Origin of the sequence: Bacillus sp. FSL R9-9497 (assembly GCF_038005805.1) — a bacterium.
Classification (GTDB): domain Bacteria; phylum Bacillota; class Bacilli; order Bacillales; family Bacillaceae_G; genus Bacillus_A; species Bacillus_A cereus.
Genome location: NZ_JBBOTY010000002.1, coordinates 497,894 through 511,849, shown reverse-complemented (window position 1 = coordinate 511,849; position 13,956 = coordinate 497,894). Strand labels below are relative to the sequence as shown.

The window sequence follows — 13,956 nt, the reverse complement described above, 5'->3', positions numbered from 1 at the left end:
GGTCTCACCCTCTTTTTCTTCTTAAGTCTTCTCTTAATTCCTTACATGTTCTTTATGGTTTAATAATTGTATAAATTCATTTTTTTCTTCCGCGAATAACTAAAAATATATTGAATTTAAATTAATATATTTTTTATCTAAAATCTTATCTATCGGATAAAAACCCAAAAATGATTCAATCTCAAAAAAATATCATACCTCATGCAATAAAATTCGGTTTCTTATCCCAGTAAGAAACCTATTTTTTGAACGATTGGCAAAATAGAAGCCCAATACATGTCGAACAATGATCCATTATATATGGATCATTGTTTGTAATCTTTTGTGCAGGTCTTTTTACAGCTTTAATTGGCTGAGATGCTTCGTTAATTAAAACTGCGGAACATTGACAATTCTAATTTAATACGCTCCGTATCGATTTCTCTACAAACAATGGCTTGTAATAACTAGTCATAATAACTATAATTTTAGGCAGCTATTATCCCACTCCTTATCAATAAATAAAGTTCAGTTATATTATTATATAAACAAAAAGAACGAACTGTTCCGGTAATTATGATTTTCTTTTTGTATACACTAAAAGATAAAGGCGATATCTTGTTTGTCCATGAATTTTTATTATTTTCCGTAAAAATCTATTCCATAAGTAACTTCAATCACAATATGACTTGCTAACTAGAAAATCTTCTAATGTGAAAAATAAACCAGGAAACTCTAATCGCTTTCTAGACTTACTCCCCCTCACTCTTAAGCGTCACAATCCTTATTAGTGGTACATATGCAATTTCCGTTTCTGCCATAGCGCTGTGTCACCTTTCATGCTTTGACTTCTTTGAATTCAATAGCGCTTTATCAGCATTAACCTATCGAGATCAATTTTATATTTACCTCAACGTGTTTTACTATTATTGGATCAAATATTATCCCGATTAAAATAACCACGATATGTACAAGCATTAGAAAATAGGAAGCATAATATAGAGCATTGCCACCTATTGGCATGTCATATCAACAAGTAAATGCCTTTCAAACATGATTATTTCATAAAAAGGCATAAGTTCTAAAATTATTTTTCTTAATACGGTATGTAATCAACTTTATATACCACATGAAATAACACATAATTTTTGATAAAGGAAGTGAAGTACATGTTACCTTGCCAAGGTACGTGCAATCAATATGTAGATTTTGAGGTTTTAATTACAGCTCCTGAAGGATATATAATTAATGATACGAATTATACCGGTGCTGTCACCTGGAATACAAACCGATTAAAATGTGCATTTGAACCATGTACGCTGCAAGCACCGAACCCTTGCCTTCTTCAAACTGATCTACCAGATGGTTCCTATCCAGTACACAGTGTTCGCATATATGGAGTACTTACAATGCTTGTTAGTATTTCCCCTGTTCAAAATCAATATGGACAAGGAGATGCAGCTTTTTCTAAATGGCATAAATTCTCTATCAATCAGATTGTTTATTATACAATTGATTCGAATTGCTGCTTTGATTTTAGTAGCTTTAAACTTAAGAGTTTAACAGTTACGCCACAAGATAAAAATACATTTATCTTAAATGGCACCCTCTCTGTTTTACCAGTGCCACCAAATCCTCCTATTTATGCTTTTACAGCAAATAGAGATGATAATACTCTCTCAGTAATTAATACAGCAACAAAGACTGTCCAGCATGTAATCAATCTTCCATATCAGCCAATTAAAGTTGCTGTTAGTCCAAACAAAACATACACTTTAGTTTTGCACTCAAATGATAATAGTGTTTCTACAATTAATAATGAAACACTTACCATTATCTCTACTTTCTCGATAAACGACCCAATTGATATTGGGTTTTCTCCGGATAACCAGTTTGCGTATATACTAAATTTTTTAACTGGTTCAATGGGCATTACTGTTATTAACCTCTTAACTCAAACCATCTCTAATACTATCTCGCTTGGAGGTTATGGATTTTCAAGTATAGCAATTGATCCGAATGGACAATACGCCTACATCGTAAATTATACGACTTGGAGTATTGTAAAGGTTGATCTAAACACAGGAGAAATTGTAGCAGAACGCCCTACTTCAAACGATTATCCAAATCTCATAGAAATCAGCTTGCTTGACGGATTCGCTTATGTTACAGAAGAGTTGGTGGCGTCTGGGACTACCCTTACAGTTATTGACTTGTCCACTTTCCAAGAGATTGGGGATATTCTTACTGGAGCATATTACTACTCGTTCCTTGCTCTTTCACCTAATCAACCTGTAGCATTGCTAGGAGAAGAAACTACAGATGAAATCAATATTATTGATACAGCACAACATCAATCCACAGGCACTATTTCCATAAATGGCCCAAAAAGCGCTGCGTTTACCCCTGATGGAAAATTCATCTATATTGCACAGCCAGAACAAAACACAGTTACTATTCTTAACTCCGTTGACTATACCGTAAATACAATAGTAACAGTTGGAGCATCACCTGTAAGTGTTGCAATATAAAGTTTAATGCTTATTAACATTCAAGAAATACTGAGGATTGCACTCTCTACTTATATTAATTTCCTACTCTCCGGTATTCCATTTATACAAATAACTAGTGTCCTTCTCTCTATTTAATGACTAATCGTTTATTTTTATATGTAATAATTTATACATGGGACTCTTCTTAAATACTAAAAAACATATTATCTAATAACTCCTTAAATATTTCCTATAGTTCTTTCCATTACAATTCTCTTTAATTTTGTTTATCTATCCATTCCCTCCGTCGATCAAATCTCCCTCAAGGAATCCAATTTAAAATTCATTTTACAAGTAAACAACCGTTCCATAAGTAGATTATTTAAGGGAAAGGAGTCAGCCTTACTGGATTCCCCTTTCTTCTCATCCTTTTTTGAAGCTCTTTTAAGTCTAATTCTATTGTATTCCAGCTAAATAATATTCCCACTAATAAATAACATGTTATATAAATATATAAAAACTCTAGCAAATCATTAAAGGAATCTCCTTCCCCCTATCGAATTATTGTAGAGGAAAGGAGAGGAATACATGGAAATTCTAGGATTAGATCCTCGCGCATTAGCGACTCTAGGTGCACTTGAATACACCAATCGTCGCAATAAATTAATTGAAGACTCGGAGAATAACATATACGAGTGTAAAGAAATAAAAGAAATACTTCAATCACTCCCTAAAGAGAAGCAGATTGAGGTTCTTGAGAATCAAGCTCACTTTGAAGCTGTGGCAAAGATGATTGAACAAAACAATTTAATTCTTTTAGAACAGATGAAAGCTCTACAGCTAGCTCAGAAATAAGAAACTTATGATTGATTAATTCTACATACGATTCCATAAATAATGTATCTTTATCTATACCATCAGCCTCTGTTTTTACAGGGGCTTTTGTTATGCGTTGATTCATATTTTGAATTTGAATGGTTTCTTTTACATGTACGAATAGATCTTCTAATAAACCTGGTGTAGACTCTAATTCCTGCTTTTCAATTTCCTCTGTTACAGCACTGATAAATTCCCATAGTACCTTTGCACCTAATAGTTCTGCTAATCGTTTTTCACGCACTTCAAATGTTTTCATGTTCATGCAAATACACCTCTACAATTTATATATAATGATAAAAAAATTACCTTTTTATGTAAAATCACCTAAAACACTTTCTAAACTTACATTTCTAAAAAATCACTACATCATCTTAAAAATCTAACATTATTCAACACACTTCGTGTTGTCCTGAATCAAAAAAAATTGTTTGAACTGTAACACCATAAAAATTCGCTAATTTTATTTTTATATTATCTCGTGGGATTCTCTGTCCATTTTCATACATCTGCAATGTACTAATACTGATTCCGACTGCTTTTGCCACCTCTTCTCTAGATCTCCCATTTCTTAAATTAATTAGATTTTCAGCTACTCTTTCATAATTCATACATTCTCACCCCCAAAACCACATTTCGTGTTGTTAATTAAAATATAAACCGCACGAAATGTGTTGTCAATAGATTTCAATTATCAATTTTTAAAAGTTTTAATATATTAACACATATTGTGTTAATATATTATCAGGTGATAGAATGAAAACGTTTGGAAATATAATTCGTGATTTAAGAAAACAAAAAGGAATTACGCAAAAAGAACTGGCTCAATCCCTTCAACTAAGTGAAAGTACAATTGGTATGTATGAACGTAATGAACGTCAACCTGATTACAATACCTTGATACGTATAGCAGATTACTTTAAAGTATCTACTGATTTTCTTCTAGGGAGAGATTTTGATGCTGAAGGGAAAAGAAATGATTCAGAACTAGATCAATGGTTAAATGATATAAAACTTGCTCCATCCCAAAAACGTGAAGAATTAAAACGTTTTTGGAAATTTATAATGCAGGAAGAAAAGTAATACAATAAACCCCCACCTTTACAGTGTGGAGGTCTTGAGTTCGAGCCCTTTCCGGGCCATATATTACGGTAAAATGGCGTTCTACCCAAAGTTAGAGCGCTTATTTTTGTCCGATAATTTATTCATTAATTTAGCCGAAATATTTGCGTTACGCCGCCAAACTGTATGAAATGGAAGCCTCCTATTTCATACATTCAACGTACATCATAGATTTCATGATACTGGATTTTAGTCTGCCTTTAGACATGGAAGTGTTAACTAGTGATTATCAATACACATGAGCATTTAATGCGTAATATCTACTGGAAAAGAACGCCTTACACCACTTCGCATAACTATCTTCTCCATAATATTTGATTTTTTTCAAAGTATAATCGGTAAAAACTACTTTTATTTGCAGGTATTCGACTCTTTTTAGTTATAAATACGAAGGAGCATTGTAAAGTTTGCTTTCCCATCTCATTTATTTCTCTATTTCCTATAAATAAACAAAAGAGGAAAAAAAGTAATAATAGATTAAAATGCAAAGTGATAATAAAGTTATTTAATTTTAATATAAAAAATATAAGAGCCTTGCTACATTTTATTGTAGTAAGGCTCTTTAAAGTTTTTTAATTTCTATTCATTTAAATACATCTAAACTCAAAAATCAATAACATAGTTGTTTAATCTTATTCAACTAAAGCACCTGTTTGTTGAACAAGAGGCGCTTTAATTATAGAGCCGTTGACTTTTTAAACAAAGGTATGTAACCTCCACTGCCTATCAACTGAATGTTTTGAAGGTACCTCCAAACTTTATCGACATTTAGTTACTTATGTAGATAAAGCTCATTTTGTACATCTAGTAGTTTATTTTTTAATCTATGTCGGACTTTTACTTGAATATAAATTAAATAAGTCACATTCATTAAAAAAACTCTGATTTCCATAATGTATATGAAATCAGAGCGTTTTTTCGGTAGATCAAACTTCAATATTTTCAATAGGTCTTTTTTTAAAATACAAATGGCCAAATACATGAAAAAACTCCGCTTTTAATGTCTTCCCTTATTTGCTAAATAGAGGTGCTATTTTATCAATGCGATTTGTCCAAATTCCACCTGTATAATCATCTGGAAGACGTTTTATATCTTCAGATGAGTCAAATCCACTTGAAAATCCAAGTCCATTTCCTCCTACAATGATAATTCGCGTATCTGCTTTATCCATTCGATTAAGAAAACGATTAGGCCATCCCCAAAGCAAAGGAGCTACTTTATCTGGTATATGTAACTCTCCATGCTTCATGCTTGAAGGTATGTAACCAGTCCACCCTAACGCCATATAAGTAAGAAGATCCTTTTTCATGGTTGCTTTTGACATCGTTCGTAAACTAGGGATGTGCTCTCTTATCACAGCAATCGGCTTATCACCACCATATACTGTTAGTTGATGAAGGCGTTTCGCTGGTAGTTTCTTGAGGTAAGTAGCCAATTGGATTCCTTCATTTTCATCATCACTTTTAATATGAATAAGAAAAGAACGATCTGGAAAATGGTTAAGTACTTCATCAAGTGTTGGCATAAGATTAATCCCTTTTCCACGAAACGGGAATGTTTTTCCCCCGTCAGCTGTATACCCATAACCAATATCAAGTGCTTGTAATTCTTTTGTTGTAAAATCTCTAGTAACACCTTTACCATTAGTACGGCAATCAAGAGTCCAATCATGAAAAATGACAAAATTATTATCTTTAGTTGGTTGAACATCAAACTCTACTAGGTCAGCTCCAGCTTTAAATGCCGCTTCCATAGATGGAATTGTATTTTCTAAATAAGAATGTTCAGGTTCATGTATACGTTCTGCTGTACACGTATCCCCCTCAATTCCCTCCATGCTAAATGTTTGCGAAAGTCCTCGATGAGCAAGAAGAAGAGGATTCCCCTCGTCCCTCTTCGCAAAAAAAGAACTGTTATTTACATAAACAAGTACGAAAAGAATAAAAATTATCCAAGTCGTTTTACGTTTAAGTAACTTTTTTATTTTATTCATTGTATTCTCCTCTTAAGTATTAGTTAAAATGATTTAAACAATATCCGGCATTTAAATACTTTTAAATTCTATAGCTTATCTTATTCCTTTGCAATGGAGATTATAAACAATTGCATGTTGCTATTTTTATATAAAGCAGGAGCGATTCAAAGGTATTTTTTAACTATTATGTAGTATCATTTTTAAGAAATTATGTCTACTTTAAGGCTATCTTAGTGGCGATGGACATGTAGTGCTCTCAATAATAAGTTTTCTTCCACAAACAAAAAGAACCATAACCTTACCGAAACGGCAAATTTATGGTTTAAATCACAATTTTATCCGCACAATTCTATAACTTTTTGCAACCTACTAGTAATCGTATAATATCCCCTTACACACACATGTCTTTGTTTATTTTTTTGAGATAATTTGCAGCGAAATCTTTTAAAGACTCAGGAATTAATGTTTTTTAAAAATTCATTTTCTAATTCCACTATCTTTCTTTTACGAGCTTTTATTTTTCTTACGGGCACCCCGACATACACATACCAATCATCTAAACTTTCTTTTACCATACTCATCGCGCCAACTGCCGCTCCTTCTCCTATTACTACATTTGGAAAGATAATAGAATGCGCACCAATAATGGCATGCTTTTTTAAAATAACTTTTCCAGCTTTCACATTTTTATATTGATGTGGAACAGTCGGTCCCATTAATGTATTTCCGCTAAAATCATCAATTGCTGCATATACAATTGTTTTTGATGAAATATTTGCAAAATCATGCATTTCAATCTCCATTTCTCCTCCAAATAACGCTGTATATGCCGCTATATGCGAATAACTTCCAATTGAAATTTTGCCACTTAAAATGCAAAAGTCATCGATTCTTACATTATTTCCAACAGATATAGCACCTGGATTATATATGCTGGTTTTTTTACTTATTAATACATTTTCCCCGACAGATAGAAAGCCAATTTCGCTCAACTCTTCTTGACTATAAAAACTATTCATCTGTGGAAACCCCCTTCTGCATTAAACACATTATAATTTTCTCTACGATTTCTTTTGTCATTCCTTCCCATAAAGGTAGACTAATTATTCGTTTTTCTATTTTATTTGTATTTGTTAAATCTGTAGACTTATATTTTTTAAAGAAATCTTGTTGATGACAAGATGGTGAAAAATATGATCTAGCTTCTATCTTTTGCTTTTTCAACTTTTCTATTATCTGCATATTGTTAATTTTTTCTGAACCGAGAATAGGCATAAATTGATGAATAACTGCTTTTGTCTTTTGAACTTGCCAGCCTTTTTTGATTAATCCCGTACTTTGTAATAACTGTTTATACCATTCAGAGATACGAGTTCGTTCTTGCATTTTTTGATCCCATTTATTTATCGTTGTAATCCCAATAGCTGCTGCATATTCAGTCATTTTACAGTTAAACCCCATCATCGTACATTCACGATTATGATCAAATCCAAAATTCCCCATTCTTTTAATTTGATTTATCTCTTCCTCATTATGGCTATATATCATACCACCTTCACCAATTCCGAAAGGCTTTGTTGCATGAAAGCTATATACAATCATACCACTAAAATTCTGACCGTAATGTACACCCTCATGCATTAATCCAAACCCTGGTGCCGCATCTACAACAACCGGAACACCCTTTTTCTCTAATTCTTCATAGTCTTTCAAGTCCATCCATGATCCGAATGTTGCATATGGAACAACAACTGCAACCTCTTCTTTTAATTCATCAATCTTATCCAAAAGTACCGTTTTATCCATACACCAATCATCTAATGAAATATCAATAAAATAAGGCTCCAAGCCACACCAAATAGCTGCCAATGGAGTAGCAGGGAATGTAAAACTAGGCATAAGAGCATACTTTCCTTTTTTTCTTTTCTTAAATTGAATTGCCGCCATTAACCCTAGCGTTGCGTTTGCTACTGTTGTAACTGCTCCCCTGTTCTGAAAAAATTCCGACATAATTGTTTCTTCAAAACGTTGATTTATAGGTCCATAATTTGTATATATGTGGGATATATCAATTCGCTCTAATTCATCTAAGTACTCGTTTGCAGGTACAATTGACGCACGTAAAAAAGGAATATTCTCCATATGCATCTATTCCTTTCTATCATTTTCGGACAATATAGAGCATATCCGTTTCAGATAATCCGAATTTCCTAGCAATTTCTATTCCTTGTTTCTGAGCTATGTTATACAATTCCACCTTAAAGCCCGCATCTGTTAATCGTTGAATAAATCCCGATCGATTATAAATCCTAACATGATCTTCTTGACCAAAGGCTAATTTTCTCAATAATGGCGTTACAATAGATTTATCCTCTATAATAAAATCTACATTCATTACGATTGGCACTTGAATAATTCCCCATCCATTTGGCTTTAGTACCCTATATAATTCTCGCATTGCTTTTTCATCGTCAGGCACGTGTTCTAATACATGACTACATAAAATAACATCAAAGGTATTATTTTCGTATGCAATTCTCGTAATATCAATTTCCTCCATTAAAGAATCCTTTGGTTCTAAATCCCCACATATATAAGTAATGTTTTTAAACTGGTTAAGCCATCCTCTTACCTTCACTTCAGGTGCAATATGAAGCATAGTATAATTCCTACTTAACAAATCCGTTTCTGTTTCAATGTACGCACGATACAACCTGTCACGATCCATCGAATAGCAAACTGGACAGATACCTGTATCTTTATTCCACATCTCAAATTCATATTTTAGAAAATCATAATGTGCTGGCCAAGGTGAAAATTTTTCAAATTCTTGATTGCAATATTGGCAATAACAAATATTTTTCTCAAATATATGAGTAACTAGTTTAATTAACCCGTTTTTTATCTTTTCATTATAAATTTGATCTAGTTCTCCACTTCTTACTGCATCCTTAAGTATAAATCCCGCATTCTCCAAACAATAAGATAAGCTCTCTTTATAATCTTGTTCAGAATTTAAAAACCCACTATTATGTGCATCTGTAATTAATTCAATCCATTCTTCAATTGTCATTAATATAAAGTACATTTGTTTTTGATTTTGTCCACTATGTTGTCTAAAGTAGCTAAGAGATTCCTCTATATAAACTACTTTTCCTTTCCTCATCATATCTAACCAAGTTGCAATGTCATTAATAGAAGAATACGCTTTCCCCTTAAAATAACCAAATTTCCCTCCAAAAAAATTGCGATTAAACAAAACCGTTGTCGGTTCTCCAACTACGTTTTTCAAGTTTTTCAACATATAATTCCCTAGTGTTTCCCCTTCAAAAATTGTAGTTTCTATGGCAATTTTCATATTCAATGTTGAGGGGGGTAATACCTCTCCATTCTCATCAATCAGTTCACGGTACGACGTCACAAATGCAATGTTTTCTAAATCAAAAAAGTATTTCATCATTCTCTCAATCTTTTCAAGATGAAATAAATCATCATCTAATAAAAAATTTATATATTCACCAGTAGCAAGCTCTATACATTGATTAAAATTTTCAGCCACCAATGGATTTTCATTTTTAACATATGTTATACATTCATGTTCTTTTAAGTATGGCTGGATCATTGTTTTTACTTCATCATTTGTACTATCGTCAGAAATTATAATTTCAATATTTTCATAGGTTTGATTCAAAGCACTTTTGAGGGCTAATTCTAAGTAATGAGGTCTATTGTAGGCAGGAATTAGTATACTGACTTTTGGGAGGTGCGAGTTGATATTCATACGCTGTTTTTTCTTTTCAATATTTATTTTCTTTAGCTTGATTTGTTGATAGTAGTCCAATGAATATAATATGGATGATGGAACAATTCTTCTTGCATAGTCTAGAAAATTTGTAATAGCTCTGTCTAACTCCTCTTCGGAGGATAAGAAACCATATTTTTCTCCAGCTATAATAATACTATGAGAAAAATCTTCTAACCCATCCATCATTTTATTAGATTCATTTAACTGCTGATTTGAATGTAATCGAAAGTAACTGAGTGTCTCCGCTATATATACTGCTTTCCCTTTACTCAGTAAGGATAACCATGAAGCTACATCTACGTTGCAAAGATACCGCCTTTTATCAAATACACCATACGGTTCTGTTAAATCACTTTTACGAAATAAAACCGTTGTCGGTTCTCCTATATAATTCTTTTGATTCATAATCACCATTTTTCCTAATTGTAGCCCATCTATAATCGTATCTGTAAAAAATAAACGCATCGTTGCATAAACATCTGGCAATAGGTTTCCTTCTGCATCCATTACTTGGCGATGGGATGTTACAAGCTTAATTTCATTATCTAGGTCATTTAAAAAGTATTTCATCATTTTTTCAATTTTATTTACATGAAATAAATCATCATCCATTAAGAAGTTTATATACTGACCTTTCGCTTTATGAAATAACATACGTGAGTTCTCAAATTGTCCAAGAGTTGACTTATTTTTTATATAAATAATATTTGAATGATCATACAAGTACTTTTGTAACACTTTCTCTGTTTCGTCGTTTGTACTATCATCCCCTATTATAATTTCTATATTAGGATACGTTTGTTCTAATACACTACATAAAGCTTTTTCAAAATAGTGTGGACGATTATACGTAGGAATTAATACACTTACTAAAGGCGTTTGATTTATTTCCTTTTCATTTGTACCATTTTCCATTCTATTCCTCCGCCTTTTTATTTATTTTCACTTTTGAAATAGACATGCTACTACAAATCTATTTATTAGACGAACTAGATCTGAAAGGTGTTGCGAAAAACAAATAAATAGCTTTAAAAACAGCATCTATGTTGACATACTGTAGAATAAACCTGGATAACTTTTTTCGTCCCATTCTATTTATTTGTAAAATGCGGCATTCTTTTTTCAATAAATGCCTTTACCCCCTCCTTCACATCCTCTGTTTGAAATACTTTTCCAAAGTAACGCGCTTCAATCTCAAGCCCTTCTTGTAAAGGTACTGCTGCCCCTTCGCGAATTGCCAACTTCATATAGGCGAGAGCTGGAAGAGAAAATTTACTTATATCCCTTGCAATCTCTTTTGCTTTATTTAACGCCTCTCCTCGAGGGGTAATGTAGTTAACCAATCCTATTTCTTTTGCTTCTTTAGCTGTAATCGATTTCCCTGTGAACATCATCTCTTTTGCTTTCCCTTCTCCAATTAATCTAGGTAAGCGTTGGGTTCCTCCAGCCCCAGGAAATAAACCTAACGTAATTTCCGGTAATCCAATTAAAGACTGTTCTTCTATGATCCTTAAGTCACAAGCAAGTGCTAATTCACATCCACCACCTAGTGCTAACCCATTAACAGCAGCTATAGTCGGTTTAGACAGATTCTCTAGTTGCTTAAGAGGTTGGTGCAATTCTAATGATTTCATCTCGGCATATTTTTCACCTTTGCCCATCCAATCTGGAAATTCTTTTATATTCCCTCCTGCTACAAAGGCCTTTTCTCCACTTCCAGTTATAATTACGACTGAAATATCATTATCAATTTCTATTTCCTTTAATACATCTACTAATTGTTGAACTACTTCTAAACTTAAAGTGTTGACTGGTGGATTTTGAATTGTAACGACTGCAATACTTCCTTTTTTATTACAAGTTACTACTCGTTCATTCTTCATAAAAAATCCCCTTTTAAACTACCTAATTTTTCACAACACCAAGCATCTTTACTTCACTCACCATCAGCCTAAATTTCCGATTATGGTTCCGCTTTTAGAAATTCATCAATTTATTGTATGAACTGTAGAAGCATAAAATGAGCAATCCTTTCTTGGCATCATTTTATAATCACAACATATTTTTAAATTGTTCTTTTACTGTATTAATTTGGCTTCATGTTTCTTTGGTTTCCGTTACACAGTTTCTGAAGCTGGGATGACTCTGAGAAAAGATGAGATAAGAAGAATGATACATGAGGTACATTAAATGATAACAATTTAAGAAAGACACTATTTTAGTAACCACTTGTATTTAAGTCTTTCTTAACTAATTTGTTGTAATTACAAATAAATCACTTCATCAAACCATCCACCAATAGTTGTTTTTGAATTAAACACAGCTGCATAACCAGTTATCTTGGAAGGTTGTTCTTCTGTAGCATCCCTGGTACTTAATTTGGTAATGTCAAATGTCCGTGTTTCCTTTGGTCCTTACCATTTCCATCACCTCCCTTCAGTGAATCATCTGTAGCTTGTTTCTCACCAATTTTTGATAAGTCATTTGAAATTTAAATCGCTTGTGATTCAGGTGTATTTTTCATAGGGAATCCAAGCATATCCCAACATTATCTGGCGATGTAATTCCTGTCCGAACAATGTTGTAAGCAATGTTTATTTTCACGCTATAAGTAACAAAATCAAGGATATTTATCTTGAATTTAATACGTTTGTCAGAATTTTTGCCGAAAAAAAGAAGACTCAAATGGTCTTCAAAATTTTTCATTATCGGTCTAACTGCCTTTTGATGCAAATACACCATTGCTTGCTCGAGGTCTTCCTTAATCAAGTCCGTGTATATGTCCACATTTACGCCTAAAAACTTACCTAAATCCTTTTTGTATACATTTAGATACGCTAAGGGTTTTTCATCGTCTAGCGGGCTTTTAAGCGTCTCTATTGAATATCCTTTTCCAAGTGGAATCATTTTAACTGACCTTGCATCATCGATGGATTCCAATTGATCTAAAATCTTTTTAATTAATTTGGACTGTGCACCGTTCTGTGGATTAATATGAGCATCTAACTTAAGTAAAAATGCTAGTAATCCACCTTTTTTATACTTGTCAGTTAAAGTTTTCTCAGCTGACATAACACCTTCAAGTGTATCTTTACCTAAATCAAGAATGCCTGTACCTTTTAGATGATCGGCACCAATATTCTTCACATGTCGAATCATAAACGATGGAATTTCTTCTCCATTCACTTTGAAATGTTCTATTAATCTATCATCCAATTCTGTATAAACATTAGATGCTAAATGTAATTGGTTACCATCCAATACCGGAAAGACCTCACCTTGAAGTAAATAGATATTAGTCATTAACTTAATGAATTCAGACTGTGTAAGATAATTGTTTGGATTCTTTAAAACCTTGAGAACTGAATCATTTTTAATTTCCTTACCGTCTTTATCTTCCACAACAATCTCAGCCAACATCATTTGATTACTTATATCTTGTAGCAATTCATAAACATCACTAGATTCCAAGATATTATCATCGCCTGCATATCTACCGCCATATCGAACAGTATTATTAAAAATATCTTCGAACAAACCGCGCTTTTCAGCTTGTTTAAATAAAAAATTCGAAAACCTATCTCTTAAACCCAATTTCTCACCGCCTTTCTATTAACGAACGTTTCTGGATCCGTTAAAGTAGTTTTGTTCCTATTTTAAATTTAAGCTTTGCTATGTATGTTAGACAATTATGCATGGACAATTT

At 32.7% G+C, this 13,956-nt stretch carries 9 protein-coding genes and 2 pseudogenes; 2 read left to right on the top strand and 9 right to left on the bottom strand.

Annotated elements, in window-relative coordinates; all coding sequences use genetic code 11:
• Positions 1-4: 4 nt before the first annotated feature.
• Positions 5-370 (bottom strand): annotated as a pseudogene (locus tag MKY21_RS31290) (glycosyltransferase family 2 protein); the annotation flags it as partial.
• Positions 371-1,148: 778 nt separating this feature from the next.
• Here MKY21_RS31290 and MKY21_RS30000 point away from each other — a divergent pair.
• The gene (locus MKY21_RS30000) at positions 1,149-2,510 is read left to right on the top strand and encodes a YncE family protein (RefSeq protein ID WP_088338135.1); all 1,362 of its coding nucleotides are present in this window, start codon (positions 1,149-1,151) and stop codon (positions 2,508-2,510) included.
• Between the two features lie 691 nt (positions 2,511-3,201).
• Here MKY21_RS30000 and MKY21_RS29995 read toward each other — a convergent pair.
• Both MKY21_RS29995 and MKY21_RS29990 read right to left on the bottom strand, forming a co-directional pair.
• The gene (locus tag MKY21_RS29995; RefSeq protein ID WP_098878168.1) at positions 3,202-3,612 is read right to left on the bottom strand and encodes a hypothetical protein; all 411 of its coding nucleotides are present in this window, start codon (positions 3,610-3,612) and stop codon (positions 3,202-3,204) included.
• A 127-nt stretch (positions 3,613-3,739) separates the two neighbouring features.
• Positions 3,740-3,958 carry a helix-turn-helix transcriptional regulator gene (locus MKY21_RS29990; RefSeq protein ID WP_098878167.1) on the bottom strand — a complete coding sequence of 73 codons (219 nt, stop codon included), beginning with the start codon at positions 3,956-3,958 and terminating at the stop codon, positions 3,740-3,742.
• 145 nt (positions 3,959-4,103) lie between these two features.
• Here MKY21_RS29990 and MKY21_RS29985 point away from each other — a divergent pair, with 145 nt between their 5' ends.
• Positions 4,104-4,430: a helix-turn-helix domain-containing protein gene (locus tag MKY21_RS29985; RefSeq protein ID WP_000846661.1), complete on the top strand. Its 327-nt coding sequence runs from the start codon at positions 4,104-4,106 to the stop codon at positions 4,428-4,430.
• Between the two features lie 1,049 nt (positions 4,431-5,479).
• On the opposite strand, the gene MKY21_RS29980 is transcribed toward MKY21_RS29985, so the two are convergent.
• The 6 genes and pseudogenes from MKY21_RS29980 to MKY21_RS29955 form a co-directional block, all read right to left on the bottom strand.
• Complete coding sequence (locus MKY21_RS29980) at positions 5,480-6,463, bottom strand: glycerophosphodiester phosphodiesterase family protein (protein ID WP_098878166.1); 984 nt, start codon at positions 6,461-6,463, stop codon at positions 5,480-5,482.
• A 434-nt stretch (positions 6,464-6,897) separates the two neighbouring features.
• Positions 6,898-7,464, bottom strand: a complete 567-nt coding sequence (locus MKY21_RS29975) for an acyltransferase (protein WP_341078395.1) — start codon at positions 7,462-7,464, stop codon at positions 6,898-6,900.
• Positions 7,457-8,587, bottom strand: coding sequence for an aminotransferase class I/II-fold pyridoxal phosphate-dependent enzyme (locus tag MKY21_RS29970; RefSeq protein WP_086423680.1), 1,131 nt, complete (start codon positions 8,585-8,587; stop codon positions 7,457-7,459). Before MKY21_RS29970 ends, MKY21_RS29975 begins: the two co-directional genes overlap by 8 nt.
• Before the next feature lie 19 nt (positions 8,588-8,606).
• Positions 8,607-11,165 (bottom strand): glycosyltransferase, encoded by a 2,559-nt coding sequence (locus MKY21_RS29965; protein ID WP_341078392.1) that lies wholly within the window; start codon positions 11,163-11,165, stop codon positions 8,607-8,609.
• 176 nt (positions 11,166-11,341) lie between these two features.
• Entirely contained in the window at positions 11,342-12,133 is a 792-nt protein-coding gene (locus MKY21_RS29960; protein ID WP_341078390.1) for an enoyl-CoA hydratase, read from the bottom strand.
• A gap of 505 nt (positions 12,134-12,638) precedes the next feature.
• A pseudogene (locus tag MKY21_RS29955) lies at positions 12,639-13,844 on the bottom strand (phage portal protein).
• Between the last annotated feature and the right edge of the window lie 112 nt (positions 13,845-13,956).

What these genes read in the sequence shown, in the direction of transcription:
- MKY21_RS30000 (WP_088338135.1), top strand. Translation starts at nt 1,149, where the DNA reads ATGTTACCTTGCCAAGGTACGTGCAATCAATATGTAGATTTTGAGGTT.
- MKY21_RS29995 (WP_098878168.1), bottom strand. Translation starts at nt 3,612, where the DNA reads ATGAACATGAAAACATTTGAAGTGCGTGAAAAACGATTAGCAGAACTA.
- MKY21_RS29990 (WP_098878167.1), bottom strand. Translation starts at nt 3,958, where the DNA reads ATGAATTATGAAAGAGTAGCTGAAAATCTAATTAATTTAAGAAATGGG.
- MKY21_RS29985 (WP_000846661.1), top strand. Translation starts at nt 4,104, where the DNA reads ATGAAAACGTTTGGAAATATAATTCGTGATTTAAGAAAACAAAAAGGA.
- MKY21_RS29980 (WP_098878166.1), bottom strand. Translation starts at nt 6,463, where the DNA reads ATGAATAAAATAAAAAAGTTACTTAAACGTAAAACGACTTGGATAATT.
- MKY21_RS29975 (WP_341078395.1), bottom strand. Translation starts at nt 7,464, where the DNA reads ATGAATAGTTTTTATAGTCAAGAAGAGTTGAGCGAAATTGGCTTTCTA.
- MKY21_RS29970 (WP_086423680.1), bottom strand. Translation starts at nt 8,587, where the DNA reads ATGGAGAATATTCCTTTTTTACGTGCGTCAATTGTACCTGCAAACGAG.
- MKY21_RS29965 (WP_341078392.1), bottom strand. Translation starts at nt 11,165, where the DNA reads ATGGAAAATGGTACAAATGAAAAGGAAATAAATCAAACGCCTTTAGTA.
- MKY21_RS29960 (WP_341078390.1), bottom strand. Translation starts at nt 12,133, where the DNA reads ATGAAGAATGAACGAGTAGTAACTTGTAATAAAAAAGGAAGTATTGCA.